The sequence below is a fragment of the Streptomyces sp. G-G2 genome (genome assembly GCF_030063135.1).
Classification (GTDB): Bacteria; Actinomycetota; Actinomycetes; order Streptomycetales; family Streptomycetaceae; genus Streptomyces.
Genome location: NZ_JASISO010000061.1, coordinates 1 through 21,156, shown reverse-complemented (window position 1 = coordinate 21,156; position 21,156 = coordinate 1). Strand labels below are relative to the sequence as shown.

The 21,156-nt window shown below is 72.3% G+C and carries 22 protein-coding genes and 1 pseudogene; 11 read left to right on the top strand and 12 right to left on the bottom strand.

Features of this window, described 5'->3' with window-relative positions:
• The first annotated feature begins 6 nt into the window (after positions 1–6).
• Positions 7–585, top strand: coding sequence for a hypothetical protein (locus QMF80_RS33630; RefSeq protein WP_283460366.1), 579 nt, complete (start codon positions 7–9; stop codon positions 583–585).
• Positions 586–693: 108 nt separating this feature from the next.
• On the opposite strand, the gene QMF80_RS33625 is transcribed toward QMF80_RS33630, so the two are convergent.
• Together QMF80_RS33625 and QMF80_RS33620 are read right to left on the bottom strand one after the other, a co-directional pair.
• On the bottom strand, positions 694–1,062 hold the full coding sequence (locus tag QMF80_RS33625; RefSeq protein ID WP_283460364.1) for an STAS domain-containing protein: 369 nt from the start codon (positions 1,060–1,062) through the stop codon (positions 694–696).
• 5 nt (positions 1,063–1,067) lie between these two features.
• Positions 1,068–2,489, bottom strand: a complete 1,422-nt coding sequence (locus tag QMF80_RS33620; protein WP_283460362.1) for a PP2C family protein-serine/threonine phosphatase — start codon at positions 2,487–2,489, stop codon at positions 1,068–1,070.
• A gap of 479 nt (positions 2,490–2,968) precedes the next feature.
• Here QMF80_RS33620 and QMF80_RS33615 point away from each other — a divergent pair, with 479 nt between their 5' ends.
• Positions 2,969–3,376 carry a HEAT repeat domain-containing protein gene (locus QMF80_RS33615; protein WP_349372270.1) on the top strand — a complete coding sequence of 136 codons (408 nt, stop codon included), beginning with the start codon at positions 2,969–2,971 and terminating at the stop codon, positions 3,374–3,376.
• On the opposite strand, the gene QMF80_RS33610 is transcribed toward QMF80_RS33615, so the two are convergent.
• Both QMF80_RS33610 and QMF80_RS33605 read right to left on the bottom strand, forming a co-directional pair.
• A complete protein-coding gene (locus QMF80_RS33610; protein ID WP_283460361.1) occupies positions 3,354–3,599 on the bottom strand; it encodes a DUF397 domain-containing protein in 246 nt (81 codons plus the stop codon). The two genes, QMF80_RS33615 and QMF80_RS33610, sit on opposite strands and share 23 nt — an antisense overlap.
• Positions 3,596–4,420 carry a helix-turn-helix domain-containing protein gene (locus QMF80_RS33605; RefSeq protein ID WP_283460359.1) on the bottom strand — a complete coding sequence of 275 codons (825 nt, stop codon included), beginning with the start codon at positions 4,418–4,420 and terminating at the stop codon, positions 3,596–3,598. The genes QMF80_RS33610 and QMF80_RS33605 overlap by 4 nt, the downstream gene beginning before the upstream one ends.
• A 112-nt stretch (positions 4,421–4,532) precedes the next feature.
• Between QMF80_RS33605 and QMF80_RS33600 the strand changes: the two genes are divergently transcribed.
• The 4 genes from QMF80_RS33600 (at position 4,533) to QMF80_RS33585 (ending at position 6,975) form a co-directional block, all read left to right on the top strand.
• Positions 4,533–4,997, top strand: coding sequence for an ATP-binding protein (locus QMF80_RS33600; protein ID WP_283460357.1), 465 nt, complete (start codon positions 4,533–4,535; stop codon positions 4,995–4,997).
• A 2-nt stretch (positions 4,998–4,999) separates the two neighbouring features.
• A complete protein-coding gene (gene hemB / locus QMF80_RS33595; protein WP_283460355.1) occupies positions 5,000–6,001 on the top strand; it encodes a porphobilinogen synthase in 1,002 nt (333 codons plus the stop codon).
• An 84-nt stretch (positions 6,002–6,085) separates the two neighbouring features.
• Entirely contained in the window at positions 6,086–6,637 is a 552-nt protein-coding gene (locus QMF80_RS33590) for a hypothetical protein (protein ID WP_283460353.1), read from the top strand.
• 65 nt (positions 6,638–6,702) lie between these two features.
• Positions 6,703–6,975: a DUF1876 domain-containing protein gene (locus QMF80_RS33585; RefSeq protein ID WP_283460351.1), complete on the top strand. Its 273-nt coding sequence runs from the start codon at positions 6,703–6,705 to the stop codon at positions 6,973–6,975.
• 129 nt (positions 6,976–7,104) lie between these two features.
• Here the strand turns inward: QMF80_RS33585 and argS are convergent, their stop codons facing one another.
• A complete protein-coding gene (argS, locus tag QMF80_RS33580; RefSeq protein ID WP_283460349.1) occupies positions 7,105–8,883 on the bottom strand; it encodes an arginine--tRNA ligase in 1,779 nt (592 codons plus the stop codon).
• Positions 8,884–9,075: 192 nt separating this feature from the next.
• Between argS and lysS the strand changes: the two genes are divergently transcribed.
• On the top strand, positions 9,076–10,815 hold the full coding sequence (gene lysS, locus QMF80_RS33575; RefSeq protein ID WP_283460347.1) for a lysine--tRNA ligase: 1,740 nt from the start codon (positions 9,076–9,078) through the stop codon (positions 10,813–10,815).
• Positions 10,816–10,881: 66 nt separating this feature from the next.
• Here lysS and QMF80_RS33570 read toward each other — a convergent pair whose 3' ends face one another.
• The 3 genes from QMF80_RS33570 to QMF80_RS33560 all read right to left on the bottom strand — a co-directional run bounded on the left by QMF80_RS33570 (position 10,882) and on the right by QMF80_RS33560 (position 14,273).
• Entirely contained in the window at positions 10,882–12,330 is a 1,449-nt protein-coding gene (locus QMF80_RS33570; RefSeq protein WP_283460345.1) for a DUF2637 domain-containing protein, read from the bottom strand.
• Between the two features lie 80 nt (positions 12,331–12,410).
• Complete coding sequence (locus QMF80_RS33565) at positions 12,411–13,190, bottom strand: DUF3558 family protein (protein ID WP_283460343.1); 780 nt, start codon at positions 13,188–13,190, stop codon at positions 12,411–12,413.
• A gap of 144 nt (positions 13,191–13,334) precedes the next feature.
• Positions 13,335–14,273 (bottom strand): DUF3558 domain-containing protein, encoded by a 939-nt coding sequence (locus QMF80_RS33560; protein ID WP_283460342.1) that lies wholly within the window; start codon positions 14,271–14,273, stop codon positions 13,335–13,337.
• A gap of 183 nt (positions 14,274–14,456) precedes the next feature.
• Here QMF80_RS33560 and QMF80_RS33555 point away from each other — a divergent pair, with 183 nt between their 5' ends.
• Together QMF80_RS33555 and QMF80_RS33550 are read left to right on the top strand one after the other, a co-directional pair.
• Positions 14,457–15,650: an RtcB family protein gene (locus QMF80_RS33555; RefSeq protein ID WP_283460340.1), complete on the top strand. Its 1,194-nt coding sequence runs from the start codon at positions 14,457–14,459 to the stop codon at positions 15,648–15,650.
• A 234-nt stretch (positions 15,651–15,884) separates the two neighbouring features.
• A complete protein-coding gene (locus tag QMF80_RS33550; protein WP_283460337.1) occupies positions 15,885–16,556 on the top strand; it encodes a polysaccharide deacetylase family protein in 672 nt (223 codons plus the stop codon).
• 33 nt (positions 16,557–16,589) lie between these two features.
• Here the strand turns inward: QMF80_RS33550 and QMF80_RS33545 are convergent, their stop codons facing one another.
• Together QMF80_RS33545 and QMF80_RS33540 are read right to left on the bottom strand one after the other, a co-directional pair.
• Positions 16,590–17,345, bottom strand: coding sequence for an SDR family NAD(P)-dependent oxidoreductase (locus tag QMF80_RS33545; RefSeq protein WP_283460335.1), 756 nt, complete (start codon positions 17,343–17,345; stop codon positions 16,590–16,592).
• Between the two features lie 96 nt (positions 17,346–17,441).
• On the bottom strand, positions 17,442–17,777 hold the full coding sequence (locus tag QMF80_RS33540; RefSeq protein ID WP_283460333.1) for a YnfA family protein: 336 nt from the start codon (positions 17,775–17,777) through the stop codon (positions 17,442–17,444).
• A 141-nt stretch (positions 17,778–17,918) separates the two neighbouring features.
• On the opposite strand from QMF80_RS33540, the gene QMF80_RS33535 reads away from it, so the two are divergent.
• On the top strand, positions 17,919–18,500 hold the full coding sequence (locus QMF80_RS33535; RefSeq protein WP_283460332.1) for a hypothetical protein: 582 nt from the start codon (positions 17,919–17,921) through the stop codon (positions 18,498–18,500).
• Here QMF80_RS33535 and QMF80_RS33530 read toward each other — a convergent pair.
• Together QMF80_RS33530 and QMF80_RS33525 are read right to left on the bottom strand one after the other, a co-directional pair.
• Positions 18,488–20,053, bottom strand: a complete 1,566-nt coding sequence (locus QMF80_RS33530) for an FAD-dependent oxidoreductase (protein WP_283460329.1) — start codon at positions 20,051–20,053, stop codon at positions 18,488–18,490. The two genes, QMF80_RS33535 and QMF80_RS33530, sit on opposite strands and share 13 nt — an antisense overlap.
• Before the next feature lie 31 nt (positions 20,054–20,084).
• Entirely contained in the window at positions 20,085–20,822 is a 738-nt protein-coding gene (locus QMF80_RS33525; RefSeq protein WP_283460327.1) for a Mut7-C RNAse domain-containing protein, read from the bottom strand.
• 134 nt (positions 20,823–20,956) lie between these two features.
• Between QMF80_RS33525 and QMF80_RS33520 the strand changes: the two are divergent.
• Positions 20,957–21,156: pseudogene (locus QMF80_RS33520) on the top strand (hypothetical protein); the annotation flags it as partial.

The window sequence follows — 21,156 nt, the reverse complement described above, 5'->3', positions numbered from 1 at the left end:
CGGGCCATGACGGAGCGGGGGGAAGCGATGCGGGGGCTGTGCGCGCTGGTCGCGGCGTACGAGCACGAGAGGGCCGGGGAACTGGTGGCGGCCGGGGCGGACCCGGACCGGGTCCTGCCGGACGGGACGACCCCGCTGCTGCGGGCCGTCGAGGGCGGCTCCCCGGGGGTGGTGACGGCGCTGCTCGGCGCGGATCGGAGGGCGCGGCTGCCGGAGGCGGAACGGGCGCGGCTGCTGGCGGCGGCCCGGCGGTGGTACGAGGCGGGCGCGGGGGCGGAGCTGCGGTGGCTGACGGGGGCGGAGGGGGCGGCGGAGCGGCGGGTGGTCGAGGAGGACTACGCCGATGTCGAGGAGGTCGTTCTCGGCGGGCGGACCGTACGGGCCGGGCACGGGGTCGTCCTGACCGGCCTGGAGCGGGAGTTCGCCGTCCCCACCCCGGTCGGGGAACTGATGGACCGGGCGGTCCCGCGCCCGGACCAGACCATCGGGCCCTTTGCGTGCGAACGGGTTCTGAGAACGAATCCGGGGTCGGGGCGGTTTCCCGGCCCCATGTTTGATCTTGCTCCGGGAATGGACCGTTTCTGAGAAACGGACATCGCCGCACGTGGGAACGGCCGGGTGCCCGGATGGGGTGAGTGCCCATCCGGTTCGCCGTATTCGCCCTGACACGGTCCGGTTCGGGCGCGGGGCGGCTCAGGCGGTGGCTGGGTTGCTGTGTTTCGCCTCGTGGGCGCTGAGCGCGTCGGCGGCGGTGGGGTGGGTGGGCAGGACGGTGTCCAGGCCGGTCAGCTGGAGCAGGCGCAGCAGGCGGTCGGGGGCGGCGGCCAGGGACAGGGTGCCGCCTTGTTCCTGGGCGCAGCGCATGATGCCGATGAGGGCGTTGAGGCCGGAGGAGTCGCAGAAGCTCACGTCGCTGAGGTCCAGGACCAGGTGGTGGTGGCCTTGGGCGAGGAGGTCCAGGGCGCGGTCGCGCAGCCTGGGGGCGGTGTCGAAGTCGATGTCGCCGTCGGCGGCGGCCAGGGCGAGGGGGCCGCGGGTGTGCTGGCAGATGAGGGGAGCCATGGTGGTCAGTGCTCCTGCTCGTTCGGGCGGAGCCGGGCGGGGCCGGCGCCGGTGGTGTGGGCGGTGCCGGTTGCGGCCGGTGCGAGGCCGGCCGGTGCGGCGGGCAGGGCGGCGAGGGCGAGGAGGGCCACGTCGTCTCCGAGGCCGTCGGGGAAGGCGTCGAGCAGGGCGACGAGGTCGTCGATGAGGGTGATCGCGCTGGCGCTCGGGCCACACGCGACCGTGTGGCGGGTCAGGTGATCGCTCAGGGCGTCCTCGCCGAACAGTTCGCCCTTGCCGTCGCGCGCTTCGGTGATCCCGTCGGTGTAGAGCAGGAGGGCCTGGCCGGGGGCCAGGTGCACGGTGTGTGAGGCGAAACGGGCGTCGGCCACGGCGCCGATCAGCATGCCGCCCTCCGCCCGCACCGCATCCACGTGGCCGGGTGAACCCTCGCCGGCGGGATGGAGGTGGTAGGGCGGGGGGTGACCGCCGGTGCCCAGGGTGACAGTGAACCCCCCGTCCGCAGCGGGCTGCAGGGCGCCGAAGACGGCCGTGCAGAAACGGCTGCCGACACTGGGGTCCAGGAGCAGCGCCGCGTTCAGGGCTTCCAGAACCGCGACCGGGTCCGGATCGTGCCAGGCTGCGGCGCGCAGGGTGTAGCGGATCAGAGAGGTCACCGCGGCGGCGTCGGCGCCCTTGCCGCACACATCGCCGAGGAAGAACGCCCACCGGCCGCCGCCCAGGGAGAACACGTCGTAGAAGTCTCCGCCGACCTCCCGCGCGGACGCGGTGAGGTAGTGGCAGGCCAGCTCCATGCCGGGGATGGTTGGCAGGGCGGGCGGCAGCAGGGTGCGCTGCAGCGTGGAGGCGAACGCGGCGAGTTCAGCCTTGTCCTTCTCCGCCTGCTCGCGCATCAGGCGTTCGGACTGCGCGCGCTCGCGCTCAGCGCGTACCAGGCGCAGCGCTGACAGGCGCAGCTCCAGCTCACTCATCACCATCGCCGCCAGATCGGCCAGGGTGGCGGTGTCGGCTTCGGTGATCGCACGGGGTTTGGTGTCGAGGATGTTGACGGTGCCCAGGCGGTGACCGTCGGAGGTGATGATGGGGGCGGCCGCGTAGAACCGGACTCCCAGAGCGCCGGTGACCAGGGGATTGGCACAGGCGACGGAGTCGGTGAGGGTGTCGGGGATCACCAGGGTGTCGTCGCTGAGGATCACCGAGGCGCACAGGCCCGGGTCGCGGCCGATCTGGGTGACGCCGTCCAGTCCGCGGGTGGCCTTGAACCAGATCCGGTCGCTGTCCACGATCGTCACCGTCGCCACCGGCACGTCGAACAGGCGGGTGGCCAACGCGGCGATCCGGTCGAACGCCCCGTCCGGCGGAGTGTCTAGGATGTCGTAGCGGCGCACCGCCTCCATCCGGCCATCCTCGACCGGTACCTTCGGCACACGCGGTATCCGCAGCTTTGGGACGGAATCCGGTGCTGTCATCGAACTCTTCCCTCTCCCCGCAGGCGTCTCGGCCGCCTGGGCGGTAGCCGGAGAAGAGCCTAGCCCCCTCCCCCGTCCCGGTCCGAGGGCCCTCCCGCACGACGAGCCCAGCGTCGGACGAGAACGCCCTCCTCTGCACCCGGCACCGTGGACGCGGTGTACGAGCCGGCCATGGCGGACCGCTGATCAGCGCACCCACTCGTAGGCGTCATCATCGGCCCAGCCTGGCCCGCGGTCGTCGTGGTCACCGAGCAGATCGTTGACCTCGTCCTCAGTGAGCTCACGCATCTCGTCCATGACGATCAGGATGCCCCGCCGGCACTCCCCGCGCCGCGCATTCGCCTGGTACCGGAACCGCATCATTCGCCCCGATCACGGCCCGCCAAAACTTCTGACAGCAACACCGGCTTCCTGGGCCGTCCTACTCGGCCCCCAAGCTGGGGACGCACGGGCGGAGCGCGCTGCACGTCCTCGCGGGCGACCCGGAGGCGTCGGTACGGGCCGAGGCCGGGTCCTCGCTCGGCGGCGGGGACACGACCGCCGGGACCCGGGACCTCCTCGCCTCCCTGCTGCGGGATCCGGAGCAGGGCGTACGACGCGCGGTCGCGCACTCGCTGGCGACGTCCCTGGACGGCACGCCCGCCGTGGCGGAGCTGCTCCTCCCCCTCCTGGACGCGCGGGACCAGATGCTGCGCCTGGAGGCCGCCTTCGGGCTGGGCCTGCGCGAGGACCCGCGTACGCCGGAGGCGTGCGAACGGGTCGGGCCGCTGGGCCCCGAGTTCGAGCACGACATCCGGGCCGACGAGCTGGGGCGGTGGAAGCTCAGGCAGCGACCCAGCGGGTGAGGTCAGTCCACGCGGCGGGGGAGAGCGCCAGGGTCGGGCCGTCGGTGACCTTGGAGTCCCGGACGTGGACGGTGTCGGCGCAGGTGCAGGGGGCGACTTCGACGCACTGGCCGCCCTCGCTGCCGCTGTAGGAGGACTTCTGCCACGTGATGGCGACCTCCAGGCAGGCGCCGCCCTCGTCGCCGCTGTAGCTGGACTTGAACCACGTCAGTGGGGTGCTCATGTCTCTCCTAGCAGCCGGTCCAACAGGCCCTTCGTCTCCGCGAAGTTGAGGGCCTGTGACCGCAGCATCGCATATTTCTGAGTGAGGATGCTGACCTCATTTGGGTCGCGCACGAGGAAGCTGCCGCGCTGCGTTTCGGAGTAGGCGAGGTGCTGGAACTCGGGTGTTTCCAGCAGGATGAACGGGCCATTGAGACCGGCGTGGGCGGTGATGCCGAGGGGCAGCACCTGGAGGGAGACGGTCGGGCGGTCGGCGCAGGCGCGCAGGTGGCGCAGCTGCTCCCGGTAGACCTCGACGCCGCCTATGCGGTCCCGGAGGGCCGCCTCCCAGATGATGAAGCTGAGGGTCGGCGGGACCGGTCGGTCCAGGATCCGCTGGCGCTGGATCCGGTGGGCGGTCTGGAGCTCTATCTTCTCCTCGCCGACGAAGGGGACGCGGCAGCCGAGGACCGCGCGGGCGTAGTTCTCGGTCTGGAGCAGGCCGGGGACGGTGAGCGTGTCGTACCAGGACAGCGCCAGCGCCTCCACCTCCCGCGCCATGTACTCCTCTGCCCAGGCCGGGACCATGTCGACCTCCGGCATCTTGTTCGCCGCGACCGTGAGGAGGCCCGGCAGGCCGAGGGCCCGGTCCATCTTCTCGGCGACGTTGGGCATCAGGACGCGCCTGCCCTGTTCGATCGAGGCGACCGTCTCGGCGTCGATGTGCAGCGCCTCGGCGAGGGCGCGCTGGGTCATTCCCTTGGCGGTGCGGGCGGTGGCGACCTGGGCGCCGACCATCTTCATCGCCGTCTCGTTGGGCCGTGGCCTCTTGCGTGGTGGCATGCCTGTGAACTCCCCGTGTACGCACGAGAGATACCGGTACCGACCCGTACTCGTGAAGGAGTACGGGTTACTCGTCTCCCTCACGCTAGTCACGCACCGCGACGATCGCCCCGTGAATACGGAAATCCATCCCGCCCTGCTGCGCGAGCGGTGCTACCCCCGCAGCCGCCAAACCATCCGCTCTGCCAGGGAGTTCACGGCGGTGACACTGCACGCGTGGGGTGTGACATGCCGCCACGACGACGTGTTGCTCTGCGTGAGCGAGCTGGCGACCAACGCCGTGCTGCGCGGGGCGCCGCCCGGGCGCGGGTACCGGTTGCGGCTGCTGCGGTTCGGGGACCTCGTCCGGGTCGAGGTGCACGACAGCGGGGGCGGCCGGCCGTGCGTGCAGAACCGGGACCTGGGGGCCGAGGGCGGGCGCGGGCTGCTGCTGGTGGCGGCCCTCGCGGACCGGTGGGGGGTCGGCGTACGGGTGCCGGGCAAGGTGGTGTGGTGCGAGTTCGCCCTCGGGAAGGAGGGCGCAGGGGACCCCCTAGGCTGGGAGGCGACTGCTGTCGAAGTGCGAAGAGGCGACTGAAGATGAGCGCGTACGGAACCTTCCCCGGCTCGCGGCCCCGGCGGCTGCGCAGCACCCCGGCGATGCGGCGGATGGTCGCGGAGAACCGGCTGCACCCCTCGGACCTGATCCTCCCGGCGTTCGTCCGGGAGGGCATCAGCGAGCCGCTCGCCATCTCGGCGATGCCCGGCGTGGTGCAGCACACCCGGGACACGCTGCGGAAGGCCGCCGTGGAGGCCGTCGAGGCAGGGGTCTCGGGGATCATGCTCTTCGGGGTCCCGGCGGACGAGAACAAGGACGCGCTGGGGACTGCGGGCACGGAGCCGGACGGCATCCTGCAGCTCGCGATCCGTGACGTGAAGGCGGAGGTCGGAGACGACCTCGTCATCATGTCCGACCTGTGCCTCGACGAGTACACCGACCACGGTCACTGCGGTGTGCTGGACGAGCACGGCCGGGTCGACAACGACGCGACGCTGGAGCGGTACGCCGAGATGGCGCAGGTCCAGGCCGACGCGGGCGTCCACGTGGTGGGCCCGAGCGGCATGATGGACGGGCAGGTCGGAGTGATCCGCGACGCCCTGGACGAGACGGGCCACGAGGACGTCGCGATCCTCGCGTACACGGCGAAGTACACCTCCGCCTTCTACGGTCCCTTCCGCGAGGCCGTCGCCTCCTCGCTCCAGGGCGACCGCAAGTCGTACCAGCAGGACCCGGCGAACTCCCGGGAGTCGATGCGGGAGCTGGCGCTCGACCTCGAAGAGGGCGCCGACATGGTGATGGTGAAGCCCGCGGGCCCGTACCTGGACATCCTGTACCGGGTCGCGCAGGCGGTGGACGTGCCGGTGGCGGCGTACCAGATCAGCGGTGAGTTCGCGATGATCGAAGCGGCGGCGGAGAAGGGCTGGATCGAGCGCGACCGGGCCATCCTGGAGACCCTGACCGGCATCAAGCGGGCGGGCGCCGACACGATCCTGACGTACTGGGCGACCGAGGTCGCGCTCTGGCTGCGCGAGGCGCGCTGAGCGGGTCCGGGGCGGCGGGTCCGCAGTCGGCCCTTTCGTGATCGATCTTCCGTAACCGGGGCGTTCCGGGCGACACTTGGGGTCATGACCGGTGACGCCTGCGCCCCCGCGCCGGACCCCGTCGAGTACCTGGAGCGCGTCCAGTGGCTCGCCTTCCGGCAGGCGTGCCGCACGATGCGGCTGCACGGCGCGCTGCGCAGCCGCATCTGGGCGTTCCGGCATCCCGGCGTGGAGGCGCTGGGATGGTTCCCCGACGAGGGCGGCTCGCTGGAGTACCGGCGGCAGCTGGCGGGGCTGGACGCCGAGGCCGCCGTGTACGTGCACGAGTCGCCCGGGCCGTGGCCGCCGACGGGCCGGGCCCCGGACGGCGGGCGGCTGGTGGTGGCGGCGGCCGTCTGGCCGGGCGCGGGGCTGTCGGGCCTGCGGATCGCCGCCTGCCGGGCGGACGGTTCGCTGGAGGAGGTCACCACGGGCGGGGTGCGCCTGGAGGACACGCACCTCGACGTTCCGTGGTTGCGGACCTGCCTGCCCGTGCCGGGGGCAGCGCCGGGGGCCGGGGCCCGGCACCGGGGCACGGTGGGCCGGGCGCTGGAGCGGTGGCGGCTGGCCGCCGGGGGCCGCTTCGACTGGCTCTAGCGCGGGGCGGGGCGCAGGCTGGAGAGCAGGGGTGCGCCCAGGGGGCGATCTGGAGGTGGTCCATCATGTCCACGCTCGTCGGATGGCATGTGGAGCTGGAGTTCTCCGAGGAGGGCCACCGCACCGGTACGGCGGCGCTGCTCAGACTCTCCGACGGCTCTGAGCTGAGGGGCCGGGGGTACGCGATGCGTCATCCTTCCGACCCCGAGCAGCTGCGGGTGGGCGAGGAGATCGCGGGCGCGCGGGCCCTGATGGACCTCGCGTCGCAGCTCCTGCAGAAGGCCCACGCCGAGATCGACGCGACGACGGGACGCCACTCGTACCCGATCAACCACTGAGCGGCGCCACGCCCGGGGCGTACGGGGTGACGTTCCCCGTACGCCCCTGCGGGCTGCCGTGCGGTGCTGTGGCGCCGTGTGGTGCTGTGGTGCCGTGCGGTGCTGTGGTGCCGTGCGGTGCCGGGCGGATCAGAGGCGCTCGGGGGTACGGATGCCGAGCAGGGACATGCCCTTGGTGAGGGTGCGGGCGGTCAGGTCGGCGAGGAAGAGGCGGTTCTCGCCGACGGCGAGCTCCGGCTCCGGCTTGATGACCGGGCACTGCTCGTAGAACGTGGTGAAGAGCGAGGACAGCTGGTAGAGGTACGCGGCCAGCTTGTGCGGCGCGTACTCGGTGGCCGCCTCCTCCAGCAGCTCGCCGAAGTGGTCCAGGTGCAGGCCCAGGGCGCGTTCGGCCGGGGCCAGCTCCAGCTCCGGGTGCGCGGCCGGGCCGCGGTCGCCCGCCTTGCGCAGGATGGAGCGGATGCGGGCGTAGGCGTACTGGAGGTAGACGGAGGTGTCGCCGTTCAGCGAGACCATCTGGTCCAGGTCGAACTTGTAGTCGCGGGCGGCGGAGGTGGACAGGTCCGCGTACTTGACCGCGCCGATGCCGACGTACTGGCCGTTCTCGACGATCTCGGCCTCCGACAGGCCGATCTTCTCGGCCTTCTCCCGTACGACGGCGGTCGCGCGCTCGACGGCCTCGTCGAGGAGGTCGACCAGGCGCACGGTCGCGCCCTCACGGGTCTTGAACGGCTTGCCGTCCTTGCCGAGGACGGTGCCGAAGGCGAGCTGGACGGCCTTGGTGTCCTCGTTCAGCCAGCCCGCGCGGCGGGCCGTCTCGAAGACCATCTTGAAGTGCAGGGACTGGCGGGCGTCCACGACGTACAGGAGGGTGGACGCCTTGAGGTTGCCGACGCGGTCGCGGATCGCGGACAGGTCGGTGGCGGCGTAGCCGAAGCCGCCGTCGGACTTCTGGACGATCAGCGGGGTCGGGTTGCCGTCCGGGCCCTTGACGTCGTCGAAGAACACGCACAGGGCGCCGTTGGAGCGGACGGCGACGCCGGACTCCTCCAGCAGGCGGCAGGTCTCCACCAGCATGTCGTTGTATCCGGACTCGCCGACGACGTCGGGGTCCTGGATGTCCATGTCGAGCTTGTTGAAGACGGAGTAGAAGTAGATCTTCGACTCGTCGACGAACCGCTGCCACAGCGCGAGGGTCTCCGGCTCGCCCGCCTGGAGGTCGACGACCCGGGTGCGGGCGCGGGTCTTGAACGCCTCGTCGGAGTCGAAGAGCACGCGGGAGGCCTTGTAGAGGCGGTTGAGGTTCGACATGGCCTCCTCGCCGGAGACCTCCTCGCGCGGGCCGTGGTCCAGCTCGTGCGGGTGCTCGATGAGGTACTGGATGAGCATGCCGAACTGGGTGCCCCAGTCGCCGATGTGGTGGCGCCGGACCACGCTCTCGCCGGTGAACTCCAGGATCTCGACCATCGCGGCGCCGATCACGGCGGAGCGCAGGTGCCCGACGTGCATCTCCTTGGCCACGTTGGGCTGGGCGTAGTCGATGACGGTGGTGCCCGCGTGGTCCGAGAGCGGTACGCCGAGCCGCGCGTCGGCGGCGCGGGCGGCGAGGGTCTCGACGATGGCGCGGTCGGTGACGGTGATGTTCAGGAAGCCGGGGCCGGAGACCTCGATCTCGCGGATCAGGTCACCGTCGCCGCCCGCCGGGATGCCGCCGACCACGGTCGTCGCCAGCTCGCGCGGGTTGGCCTTGGCCTTCTTCGCGAGCGCCAGGATGCCGTTGGCCTGGAAGTCGGCCCGGTCGCTTCGTCGCAGCAGGGGATCGGCGGCACCGGCCTCCGGCAGGGCGGAGGCGAGGGCGTCGGCGACGCGCTGGTTGACGGACGAAGCGAGGGAAGGGACCGAGGCCATGAGCTGCCGTTCCTGTGAGGTCGTGCCGGTGGGTGCACTTGGGTGTTCCGACAAGGACCGAGTATCCCACGGGAGGCTCGTCGCCTTCGCGGGATATCGCGCGGGGACACCGGGGTGGGAAGCAACCCCGGAGCGGCCCGTTCCGTCTGGGAGAATGGCGGACAGCCAGCATTCGAGATAGAAGGACGTGTCGTGGCTCAGAGCGCCCAGAGCAGCACCGAGACCGACTGGGTCTCCCGTTTCGCGGACGAGGTCATCGCCGAGGCGGAGCGCCGAGCCCCGGGCAAAGCGATCGTCGTCGCGTCCGGCCTCTCCCCTTCCGGCCCGATCCACCTGGGCAACCTCCGCGAGGTCATGACCCCGCACCTGGTCGCGGACGAGATCCGCCGCCGCGGCATCGAGGTCCGGCACGTCCTGTCCTGGGACGACTACGACCGCTACCGCAAGGTGCCCGCGGGCATCCCCGGGGTGGACCCGGAGACCTACGGCCAGTACATCGGCATGCCGCTGACCGCGGTCCCGGCCCCGGCCGGGTCGGCGTACGCCACCTGGGCCGAGCACTTCAAGGCCCCCATGGTGGAGGCGCTGGCCGAACTGGGCGTCGAGTACGACCCGATCAGCCAGACCGAGCAGTACACCACCGGCGTGTACCGCGAGCAGGTCCTCTTCGCGATGAAGCACCGCGGGGACATCGACGCCGTGCTCGACCAGTACCGCACCAAGCAGAAGCCGGGCGGCAAGAAGCCCCAGCAGAAGCAGGCCGACGAGGCCGAGCTGGAGGCCGCCGAGGGTTCGGGCGCCGCCGCCGAGGACGACGGCAGCGCGGGCGAGGGCGGGTACTTCCCGTACAAGCCGTACTGCGCCCAGTGCGGCAAGGACTTCACGAAGGTGACGTCCTACGACGACGAGACCACCGAGCTGACCTACGTCTGCACCGAGGACGCGTTCACCGAGACGGTCAAGCTCAGCGAGTTCAACCGCGGCAAGCTGGTCTGGAAGGTCGACTGGCCGATGCGCTGGGCCTTCGAGGGCGTGGTCTTCGAGCCCTCGGGCGTCGACCACTCCTCGCCCGGCTCGTCGTTCCAGGTCGGCGGCCAGATCGTGCACGTCTTCGGCGGCGAGCAGCCGATCGGCCCGATGTACGCGTTCGTCGGCATCAGCGGCATGGCGAAGATGTCCTCCAGCAAGGGCGGGGTGCCGACCCCGGCCGACGCGCTGAAGATCATGGAGCCGCAGCTGCTGCGCTGGCTGTACGCGCGCCGCAAGCCCAACCAGTCCTTCAAGATCGCCTTCGACCAGGAGATCCAGCGGCTCTACGACGAGTGGGACAAGCTGGAGTCCAAGGTCGCCGACGGTTCCGTGCTGCCCGCCGACGCCGCCTCGCACGCGCGCGCCGTGCGGACCGCCGCCGGTGAGCTGCCGCGCACCCCGCGGCCGCTGCCGTACCGGACGCTCGCCTCGGTCGTGGACATCACGGCCGGGCACGACGAGCAGACGGTCCGGATCCTGAACGACCTCGACCCGGCGAACCCGCTGGGCTCGCTGGACGACGTACGCCCCCGGCTGGACCGCGCCGAGAACTGGATCACCACCCAGGTCCCGGCCGACCAGCGCACCCTGGTGCGTGAGGACGCCGACCGCGAGCTGCTGGGCTCGCTGGACGACGAGGGCCGCGAGTCGCTGCGGCTGCTCCTGGAGGGCCTGGACGCGCACTGGTCGCTGGAGGGGCTCACCACGCTCGTCTACGGCGTGCCGAAGGTGATGGCGGGCCTGGAGCCGGACGCCAAGCCGACCCCGGAGCTGAAGGTCGCGCAGCGCACGTTCTTCGCGCTGCTCTACCGACTGCTGGTGACCCGGGAGACCGGGCCGCGGCTGCCCACGCTGCTGCTCGCGGTGGGGGCGGAGCGGGTGCGCAAGCTGCTCGCCGTCTGAGTGACACAGAGAAGGGCCCGTACCCCTGGGGGTGCGGGCCCTTTCCCGTCGGGCGGTGCGGCCGGGTCACGCGATGTGCTCGTTCTCCAGGTCCGTCTGGTAGCGCTGCTTCAGCTCGGGCATCAGCCGCTTGAGCGTGGTCGAGCTGCGCGGGTGGACGATGCCGTGGCCGTCCGAGAGGTGTATGTCGAGCTGCTCGGGGCTGGGCCAGTTGCCGTGCTCGTCGACGTAGGTACGGAACACCTCGTACGCCGCCTCGGCGAACTTCACCTCGTCGACCGGGCTGAGGTCCTCGGCCGGGCCGTCCGCCGGGGCCGGGCCCCGAGCCGGGTCCGCGAGCGGCGTCGGTAGGGGCGTCGGGAGGGGCGGCTGTCCGGCCCGCGGGTCCTGGGTCCCGTCCTCGTCCGGGCCGGTCGGGGGCAGGACCGGGGTGGGCTCCAGACCGTCGACGTACTGGGGGTTGTAGCCGCCCTCGTACGCCGCCTGCGGAGCCAGCGGGGCCGCGAACCAGGCGCTGTTGTGGGCCGCGGGCATCGCGGTCGGGTCGACGGCGAAGGGATGCGGCCCGGGGGCCTGGGAGCCGGGGGCCTGGGGCTGCGCGGGCACCTGCGGCTGGGCCTGTGCCTGGGCCTGTGCCTGCGCCTGTGCCTGTGCCTGCGCCTGTGCCTGTGCCTGCGCCTGGGCCTGGGCGGGTACGGGACCCCGTGCCGGGGCCTGTGCCGGGGCCTGTGCCCGTGCCTGGGCCGGTACGGGCGCCGCGAGGGGCATCGGGGCCTCCAGCGCCGCCGGGGCCGCCTCGCCGCTCGCGATCGGAGACAGCACCGCCGGTTCGATGCCCGCCGCGGCCAGACCCTCGGGAACCGTCTGGGACAGCGGTACGCCGATCCGGGCGAGCCGTAGCGGCATCAGCGCCTCGACGGGCGCCTTGCGGCGCCAGGCGCGCCCGTAGCGGGCCTGCAGGCGGGCCTGGTAGATCAGCCGGTCCTGCTCCATGCCGACCGCCTGCTCGTAGGAGCGCAGCTCCCACAGCTTCATCCGGCGCCACAGCTTGAACGTCGGGATGGGCGAGAGCAGCCAGCGGGTGATGCGGACGCCCTCCATGTGGCGGTCCGCCGTGATGTCGGCGATCCGCCCCACCGCGTGCCGGGCCGCCTCGACCGTCACCACGAACAGGATCGGGATGACGGCGTGCATGCCCACGCCCAGCGGGTCCGGCCAGGCGGCCGCGCCGTTGAAGGCGATGGTCGCGGCCGTCAGCAGCCACGCCGTCTGGCGCAGCAGCGGGAAGGGGATGCGGATCCACGTCAGGAGCAGGTCGAGCGCGAGCAGCACGCAGATGCCCATGTCGATGCCGATCGGGAACACCAGCGAGAAGCTGCCGAACCCCTTCTGCAACGCCAGGGCGCGCACCGCGGCGTACGAACCGGCGAAGCCGATCCCCGCGATGACGACGGCGCCCGCGACGACGACGCCGATGAGTATCCGGTGCGTACGAGTCAGCTGCATCGCGGCCACCCGCGATCCCCTCCCACTAACGAGCTAAACGGCAGGCACAGCGTACGGGTGAGGTTTTGTCACCTGGTCGGGAGCCCTGCTCAGGAGGCTTCGGCCGACGGGGGCGGCGAGGTGGCGGGAGGCTGCGAGCCGTTCGGCTGCTGGTTCGCGGCGGCGACCGAGTTCACGGCCTCGCGGCTCGCGGCGACCGCGCCTTCGAGCAGCTTCGCCGGGTCGGGGGCGGCGGCGCCCTCGTAGGCGGCGGCGTTGTAGTCGAGGGTGATGACCACGTTCTGCGTGCGCACGATGACGGTGGTGTTGAAGAAGTCGGCGCCGTCCTTCTTGGTGGCGTAGGTGACCGAGGTCCCCTGGTCGCCGACCCCGCCGACCGGGTCGTTCTTGGTGTTCTGGGCGCCCTCGACGGTCTTGGCCGTCTGGAGCTGCTTGTTGAACTGCTCCTCGGCGCGCTTGTTGCCGCTGCCGAGGCTCTCGTGCGAGTCGTAGCGGACCTGGGACACCGCGAGCCAGTGGTAGTCCGAGCCCTTGAGGCCGTTCTCGTCGAGGCCGTTCCAGGAGCAGCTCGCGCGGCTGGTGAGGTCGTTCGACTTGGTGGCCGTGCCGTTCTCGTCCTTGGCGTGCGGGACGAGCGTGCCGATGGTCTTCGACTGCACCGTCTTGCACGGGTCGGGCAGGGTGCTGAAGGCGGCCTTCTCCAGGGGGGTCGGCTTCGCGCTCGGCGACTTGGGCGAAGCGGACGAGTCGGACTTCTTGCCCGCGTCCGCGCTCTTGCCCGAGTCGGACGAGCAGCCGGAGACGGCGAAGATCACCGGGACGGCTGCGCAGGCGATGACGCGGGTGAGGCGCGAGGCTGATCGGTGCATGATTCCTTCGTACGTTTGTGTGTCTATGAGCGCGGGGACCCGGGCAACGGTAGCCCGACCGGGCGGCCCGACGCAGTGCCCGCCGTCACGCGCGGCCCCCGCGGACCTGTCGCGGAGCCCCGCGCGCAGGCTCTGACCAGGTGCTCAGTCGTTGAGGCGCTCGACCAGGGCCTCCGCCAACTGGTGCGCCTCCTCCTGCGTTTGCGCGCTGGAGGGAACCCCGCCGGGCAGCGCGGGCTGCACGCTGTACTCGACCGTGACGATGACGTTCGCGGTCCGGAAGACGATGCGTACGGTCCGCGTCTGGGCCGTGGATCCGGCCGCGCTGAGCCGGTCGTCGACGAAAGCGGCGTTGCCGAGGCCCTCCAGCACGCGGGAGCCCAGCTCGGGCGGGGTGGGCGTGGCGGAGGGGGCGGTGTTGGGGGCGCCGGATCCGGTACCGGCCGCGGCTCCGGGGGCGTTTCCCGGGGCGCCGGGGGCCGCGCCCGCGCCGGGGGTCGCGCCCGGGGCCGGGGTGGCGCCCGGGGCCGGGGTGGCGCCGCCGCCCGTGCTCGCGCCAGGGGTCGGGGAGGCGCCGCCCGTGCTCGCGCCGGGGGCCGGGCTGCCCGGGTTGCCCGGGTTGCCCGTCGGGGTGGGGGCCGGGAGGTGGGCGTCGGCGAGCCGGCGCTCGTAGACCTGCCGCGCCTTGTCGTCGTCGCTGCTCGTGGCGCGGTCGTAGGAGACCACGCGCTCGAAGCCGACCGACAGCAGGCGGGTCTCGTCGGGGGTCTGCGCCTTCCAGCGGCAGCCGACGCGCCGGTCGGCGTCGTACGAGGTGTCGGCGGTCCCGGCGTAGAGCTGGTCGCGCTGCACCGAGGTGAGCGTGTCCGCCGCCGGGAGCATGGCCTTGAGCCGCTTCGGGTCGGAGGCCCGGCACGGCGAGGGCAGGCTGCGGTACTTCCCGGGCGGCCCCGCGATCGGCGTGGCGCCGCCCGCCTTGGAGTCGGTGGTGACCCCGGTGCCGGTTCCACCGGTGCATCCGGCCATGAGGGCCGTGAGCATCACGATGCCCGGAAGGACTTGCCGTACCGCGTTGCGCTGCACGTCGTCTGGCTCCGTTCGACAAGCTCTGAGGGGTAAATGCGTTGCCGCTGCTGGGGCGCGCGTGGACACAATGTCTATCGCACGCGCTGGTGCTGACGCCGGTCCCATATCGCTTTTGGGGCCCATTGCGAGGCTTTTTGCGTATTAATACTTTCCAGTGATTTACGGGGTGTTGGGGACGTTATGTCGTATGTAGAGGTGCCCGGGGCGAAGGTCCCGATCCGGATGTGGACCGATCCGTCCACGGTCGAGGACAGTGCGATGCAGCAGCTCCGCAATGTCGCGACCCTGCCGTGGATCAAGGGCCTGGCCGTCATGCCGGACGTGCACTACGGCAAGGGCGCCACCGTCGGCTCGGTGATCGCGATGAAGGACGCGGTCTGTCCGGCGGCAGTGGGGGTGGACATCGGCTGCGGAATGTCGGCGGTCAGGACCTCTCTGACGGCCAACGACCTGCCCGGGGACCTGTCACGGCTGCGATCGAAGATCGAGCAGGCGATCCCGGTGGGGGCGGGGATGCACAAGGAGCCGGTCGATCCCGGGCAGCTGTACCAATTCGAGGCGGACGGCTTCGGCGACCTCTGGACCCGCTTCGACGACATCGCGGAAACGGTCAAATTCCGTCATGAGCGCGCCACCAAGCAGATCGGCACGCTCGGTGGGGGCAATCATTTCGTCGAGTTCTGTCTCGACGAGGCGGGAGTGGTCTGGCTGATGCTGCACTCCGGCTCCCGCAACATCGGCAACGAGCTGGCCGAGCACCACATCGGGGTGGCCCGCGGGCTGGCTCACAACCAGGGCCTGGTGGACCGCGACCTCGCCGTGTTCCTGGCGGAGACGCCGCAGATGCGGGACTACCGCAACGACCTCTTCTGGGCGCAGGAGTACGCCAAGTACAACCGCGCCGTGATGATGAGCCTCTTCAAGGAGGTCGTGCGCAAGGAGTTCCGCAAGGCGAAGGTCTCCTTCGACCACGAGATCAGCTGTCACCACAACTACGTGTCCGAAGAGCGCTACGACGGCATGGACCTGCTGGTCACGCGCAAGGGCGCGATCCGCGCGGGCAGCGGTGACTACGGGATCATCCCGGGCTCGATGGGCACCGGCTCGTACATCGTGAAGGGCCTCGGCAACGAGAAGTCCTTCAACTCGGCCTCGCACGGCGCGGGCCGCAAGATGAGCCGGACGGCGGCGAAGAAGCGGTTCTCCGCGCGGGACCTGGCGGAGCAGACCAAGGGCGTGGAGTGCCGTAAGGACACGGGCGTCCTGGACGAGATCCCGGGTGCCTACAAATCGATCGAGCAGGTCATCGACCAGCAGACCGACCTGGTCGAGGTCGTGGCCAAGCTGAAGCAGGTCATCTGCGTCAAGGGCTGAGCCCGGGGCGCGGCTGTCGGGGGAGTGGAGGGGCTCGGACCGCAGGACGGTCCGGGCCCCTCCGCGTGCCGCGTGCCGCGTGCTGCGTGCTGCGGTGCCGCGTGCCGCGATGCGCGTGCCGCGTGCGTTTCCGCGCGTTTCCGCCCGTACGCGGGCAACCGGCGGGGGCGGCTCAACTTCCGTTGCGTGCACGGGGATTGACGCTCGGAGTTGGTCTAGACCAAGGTGTGCGGCATGTGGAGATCTCGCGTGGTCCTCGGTGTGCTCGCTTCGCTGTCGCTCACCTTCGGGGTGGCCGGATCCGCCGTGGCGGGGGTGGGGCTGCCGCCCGTCGTGGCGCACGTGCCGACCTCCGACAAGGTCGTCTTCATCACCATCGACGACGGGTGGAACCACGACCCCGCCGCCGCGCGGACGCTGATCGGCAAGCGGGTGCCGGTGACCCTGTTCCTGCTGCCCGGGGCCACCTCGTACGACACCGGCTACTTCACGGACCTCATCGAGCAGGGGCGGGCCACCGTCGAGAACCACACCGTCAACCATCCCGACCTCACCACCCTCGACGCGGCCGGGAAGGACGCGGAGGTGTGCGGCGCGCGCGAGCAGCTCAAGGGGACCTTCGGGCGGGCGCCGCAGCTGCTGCGGCCGCCGTACGGGGCCGTCAACGACGACGTACGGCTCGCGGCGAAGGCCTGCGGGGTCAAGGCCCTGGTCACCTGGACCTACGACTTCACCACCTGGGACCAGACCCCGCCGACCCCGCGGCTGAAGGCGGGGGACATCGTGCTGCTGCACTTCACGCCCACCCTGGAGGCGGACCTGGAGCGGGCGCTGGCGGCGGCGAGGGCCGCGGGGCTGAAGCCCGCGGCCCTCATGCCCCAGCTCAAGGCCGCCGGGCTGGCGTAGGACGGTCTCCGGCGAGCCCTCCCGGGTGCCGGCCTACAGCTCGCGGTGGACCTTCGTGTTCGACGCCTGGGCGCGGGGGCGGACCACCAGCAGGTCGATGTTGACGTGGCTGGGGCGGGTGACCGCCCAGGTGATGGTGTCGGCCACGTCGTCGGCGGACAGCGGTTCGGCGACGCCCGCGTACACCTTCGCCGCCTTGTCCGCGTCACCGCGGAAGCGGGTGGTGGCGAACTCCTCGGTCTTGACCATGCCCGGCGCGATCTCGATCACGCGGACCGGCTGGCCGACGATCTCCAGGCGGAGGGTCTCGGCCAGTACGCGGGCGCCGTTCTTCGCGGCGACGTAGCCCCCGCCGCCCTCGTACGCGGAGTGCCCCGCGGTCGAGGACAGGACGACGACCGTGCCGTCACCGGAGGCGGTCAGGGCCGGGAGCAGTGCCTGGGTGATGTTGAGCGTGCCGATGACGTTGACCTCGTACATCGTGCGCCAGTCGGCCGGGTCGCCGGTGGCGACCGGCTCGGCGCCGATGGCCCCGCCCGCGTTGTTGACCAGGACGTCGCAGCGCTCCAGGGAGGCGGAGAAGGCGTCGACGGCGGCGCGGTCGGTCACGTCCAGGGGGTGGGCGGAGGCCCGGTGCCCGGCTGCGGTGATCTCGGCGGCGAGCTGCTCGATGCGGTCCTTGCGACGGGCGGTCAGCACCACGTGGTATCCGGCGCCTGCGAGCTGCCGCGCGGTGGCCGCGCCGATTCCGCTGCTCGCCCCGGTGACGACTGCGATGCGGGGGATCATGGGAGCGCTCCTCGTTCGGGTGATCGATACTCGGCCAGCATAGGCACCTCGCCGAGGCGGCCCGCGGAGGTGGCCGGTCGCCCGGCGGCCGCAGGCTCAGCGCCCCCGCGGGGCGTACATGATCAGGGCCATTCCGGCCAGGCAGACCAGTGCTCCGGCGATGTCCCAGCGGTCGGGGCGGTAGCCGTCGGCGACCATGCCCCAGGCGATGGATCCGGCCACGAAGACCCCGCCGTAGGCCGCGAGGACCCGGGCGAAGTCGCCGTCGGGCTGGAGGGTGGCGACGAAGCCGTAGAGGCCGAGGGCGATGACCCCGGCGCCGACCCAGATCCACCCCTTGTGCTCGCGCACCCCCTGCCAGACGAGCCAGGCACCGCCGATCTCCAGGAATGCGGCGAGGGCGAACAGGGACACGGAGCGGACGATCACCATGCGGGCAACCCTCGCACGACCGGGCGGCGGCCCGGGCCGGGGCGGCCCCCGCAGATGGCGGGGAGACGCGCCCTCGTTCGTGTGATGGTCCGACCGGCGGGTGGTGCGGGTGGCTAGCGTCCGCGCACGGAGGTGGTGACGGTGTCGGTGCGCGGTGGCGTCGTACGAAGCGTGGTGGCCCTGGGTGTGTCCCTGACCCTGGCGCTGACCCTGGGCCTGTCCCTGGGGGCGGCCCCGGCCGGGGCGGTGGGAACGCCCGGAACGGCGGGGTCGGCGGGTGTGCCGGGGACGGGCCCGTGGTCGGCGGGCCAGCCGGGGGCGGCCGGACCGGCGGGCGAGCCCGAGGCCGATCTGGCTTACCACGGGCGGGTGAGCCTGTCCGGCGGTCGGCTCGCTGTCTGGGTGGTCCCGCAGAACCTCGGGCCCACCCCCCTCGCCAACACCACTCTGCGGCTGCGCCTCTCGGCCGACCTCGCCGACCGGCAGGAGCTGGCCGAGGGCTGCGCCCGGGCCGGTCAGCGCGAGGTGATGTGCGAGACGGGGGCCCTGCCCGCGCGGGGGCAGGGCCGCCACATCGGGCTGCGGCTGCTGCTCAAGGAGCCGGAGCCGGAGGTGGTGCTGCGGGTGGACACCTGGTGGAACGGCGGCGCGACCGACCGGGACCACACCAACGACCAGCACGCGGTGCTGGCGCTGGACACCGGCGACACCTACTCCTTCTGACGTTCTCCCTGCTCTCCCTGCTCTCCCTGCTCCCCCTGTTCCTCCCGCTCCTCCTTCGGCAGCTTCTGTGAGACCGGTCCCTTGCGGGGCGTGAGGAGCCAGGCGGACACGGCCCGGGACACCTCGGCCGGGGTGGGCGCGGGGGCGGACCAGGCGACGTAACCGTCGGGGCGTACGAGCACGCACGCGGTACGTCCCGACGTGCGCCAGGAGGCGCGGGCGAGCCCCGTCTCCGGCGCGGCGGGGGCGAAGTCCCGCCCCGGCGGGGTGATCAGGACGAAGTCGCCCGCGCGCAGCAGCTCGTACAGCCTGCCCTCGCGCAGGACGGCGTCGGGCGCGCGGTGGCCCGCGGGCCGGGCGTGGCCGGGCGGCGCGGGGTAGGCGATGTCGATCCCGGAGACCATGCCGAGCACGCGGCGCTGGGCGGGGCGGATCCGGCCCAGCAGCGCGGCTCCGAGGCCGCGGGCCGCGCGCCGGGCGGGCGAGGAGACCATCGCGATCCGGGTGAGGGCGCCGCTGCCGCGCAGGACGAGGCGGCCGACGGGGTGGCGTTCGTCCTGGTAGCTGTCGAGCAGGGCCTCGGGGTCGGGGGCGCGGCCGAGGAGGGCGGCGGCGAGTTTCCAGGAGAGGTTGGCGGCGTCCTGGAGGCCGGTGTTCATGCCCTGGCCGCCCGCGGGGGAGTGCACGTGGGCGGCGTCCCCGGCGAGGAAGACACGGCCCGCGCGGTAGTGCGGGACCTGGCGTTCGTCGGCGTGGAAGCGGGAGATCCAGCGGGCGTCGTGCATGCCGTGGTCGGTGCCGAGGGCGGTGCGGGTGACGGCGCGCAGCTCGCCGAGGTCGACGGGGTCGCTGTCGCGGGCGCGGCTGTCGCGGTGCCAGGCGATGGCCCGGTACCAGCCGTCGCCGAAGGGGACGAGGAAGGCGAAGGCCGGGCCCTTGCTGTCGACGGCGAGCAGGTCCTCGGGCGCGTCCCGCAGGCGTACGTCGGCCAGCACCATGGAGCTGACCACGGCCTGGCCGGGGAAGGGCAGGCCGAGTTCGCGGCGGACGGTGGAGCGGACGCCGTCGGCGCCGACGACGTGGCGGGCGTGCAGGGTCGCGGGCTCGGGGGTGCGGAGGTCGAGGGTGACGGTGTCCTGGTCCTGGTGGAGTGCGATCAGCTCATGGTCGTACCGGATGTCCACCCCTGTGGACAACGCGCGACGCTCCAGCAGTCTTTCCGTCTCAAATTGGGGGGTGATCAGAACGAACGGGAAGCGGGTGGGCAGCATGCCGAGGGAGAGGGTGAGTCCGCTGAAGAGGCGGAGGTCGCGGACCGGGCTGCCGGTGGCGACGAGTTCGTCGGCGAGGCCGCGCGCGTCCAGGAGTTCCAGGGTGCGGGCGTGGACGGCGAAGGCACGGGTGAGGTTCGCGGCGGTCCGCGGACGGCGCTCGATGAGGGTGACGGTCAGTCCGGCGGCGGCGAGGTCCCCGGCGATCAGGAGACCGGTGGGGCCCGCGCCGACGACGGCGACGTCCACGACAGATTCGGGCACGGAGGCTGGGGCTGTCATGGTGGAGAAGTCTGCCCGCCCCGGAGGCGCGTTACGCGGTGACGCCGCCGCCGAATTCGGCCAACGCCTCGCTGACGATCAGCTCCAGGTGGGCGTGGTGCGCGCCCCGCCAGTACACGCGTTCGCAGGCGCCGCACTGTGCGAACACGTCGTAGGAGCGCTGCGTGCCGTTCTCCAGCAGGTCGCCCACGCTGTCCTTGTCGGCCTCGCGGAGCGTGCCGTTGCAGGCGGTGCACCGGGTCCAGGGGGTGAGGGCGGGCGCGAACCGGCCGAGGATGTCGCGCAGTTGCTCGCGGGGGCTGTCGCTGTAGACATAGGCACCGGCCCAGATCTCGCGGCGGCGCAGCAGGCCCCGGTCACGGGAGAGCAGGACGCGCCGTTCGGCGGCGGAGCGGGTGGCGAGCGCGGGGTCGCCGATGTCCTCGTTCTCGTAGGCGGTGTCGACGCCGAGCAGCCGCATCCGGCGGGCGAGGGTGCCGAGGTGGACGTCGAGGAGGAAGCGGAGCGGGGCGCCGGGGACCGGCTGGGGGCGGTCGACCGCGAACACTTCGACGGACTGGCCCCCTCGGGGCACATACGACACGGGCTGCTCACGGCCGTCCACGAGCAGTCGGCCGACCTCGGTGAGCGGGACGCCGACCGACTCGACGACGTGGCCGAGGCTGGAGGTGCCGTCGATGGTGGTGGGCACGTGTGCGGCGCGCTTGCTGGGCGCCGTGAAGACGTGCAGCTCGGGGGCGAGGGTGAGATCGATGTCCGGTCCGTTCACGGAGCCCAGCATGCCAGCTCGGGGCGGGGCGGCGAAGAACAATTACCCGCCCGTGGCGACGGCCTGGCCGTGTGCCGCGCGGTGGCCGCTGACCTGGCCGAAGTGACCGGTGCCGGGCGCGGGGGGCGAGACCCGTGACGAGTCCGCGCTGCCCGTGCGGGTGGGCGCGGACCCCCGCCCAGGAGGCGGCGCCCGAGGCGCCCGAGGCGCCGGTCGGGTCCTGGGCGCCCGTCCGCCGCGCGCCGTCCGGGCCCGTCGGGCCCGTCGGGTCCCCCGGGGGCGGTCGGGCCCTGGGCACGCGCCGCCGCGCGGCGGACGGCGCCCCGGGCTGTCG

Excerpts from the sequence above, each read along its gene's own strand:
- QMF80_RS33630 (WP_283460366.1), top strand. The coding sequence starts at position 7 with ATGACGGAGCGGGGGGAAGCGATGCGGGGGCTGTGCGCGCTGGTCGCG.
- QMF80_RS33625 (WP_283460364.1), bottom strand. The coding sequence starts at position 1,062 with ATGGCTCCCCTCATCTGCCAGCACACCCGCGGCCCCCTCGCCCTGGCC.
- QMF80_RS33610 (WP_283460361.1), bottom strand. The coding sequence starts at position 3,599 with ATGAGCACCCCACTGACGTGGTTCAAGTCCAGCTACAGCGGCGACGAG.
- QMF80_RS33605 (WP_283460359.1), bottom strand. The coding sequence starts at position 4,420 with ATGCCACCACGCAAGAGGCCACGGCCCAACGAGACGGCGATGAAGATG.
- hemB (WP_283460355.1), top strand. The coding sequence starts at position 5,000 with ATGAGCGCGTACGGAACCTTCCCCGGCTCGCGGCCCCGGCGGCTGCGC.
- QMF80_RS33590 (WP_283460353.1), top strand. The coding sequence starts at position 6,086 with ATGACCGGTGACGCCTGCGCCCCCGCGCCGGACCCCGTCGAGTACCTG.
- QMF80_RS33585 (WP_283460351.1), top strand. The coding sequence starts at position 6,703 with ATGTCCACGCTCGTCGGATGGCATGTGGAGCTGGAGTTCTCCGAGGAG.
- argS (WP_283460349.1), bottom strand. The coding sequence starts at position 8,883 with ATGGCCTCGGTCCCTTCCCTCGCTTCGTCCGTCAACCAGCGCGTCGCC.
- QMF80_RS33565 (WP_283460343.1), bottom strand. The coding sequence starts at position 13,190 with ATGCACCGATCAGCCTCGCGCCTCACCCGCGTCATCGCCTGCGCAGCC.
- QMF80_RS33555 (WP_283460340.1), top strand. The coding sequence starts at position 14,457 with ATGTCGTATGTAGAGGTGCCCGGGGCGAAGGTCCCGATCCGGATGTGG.
- QMF80_RS33550 (WP_283460337.1), top strand. The coding sequence starts at position 15,885 with ATGTGGAGATCTCGCGTGGTCCTCGGTGTGCTCGCTTCGCTGTCGCTC.
- QMF80_RS33545 (WP_283460335.1), bottom strand. The coding sequence starts at position 17,345 with ATGATCCCCCGCATCGCAGTCGTCACCGGGGCGAGCAGCGGAATCGGC.
- QMF80_RS33540 (WP_283460333.1), bottom strand. The coding sequence starts at position 17,777 with ATGGTGATCGTCCGCTCCGTGTCCCTGTTCGCCCTCGCCGCATTCCTG.
- QMF80_RS33530 (WP_283460329.1), bottom strand. The coding sequence starts at position 20,053 with ATGACAGCCCCAGCCTCCGTGCCCGAATCTGTCGTGGACGTCGCCGTC.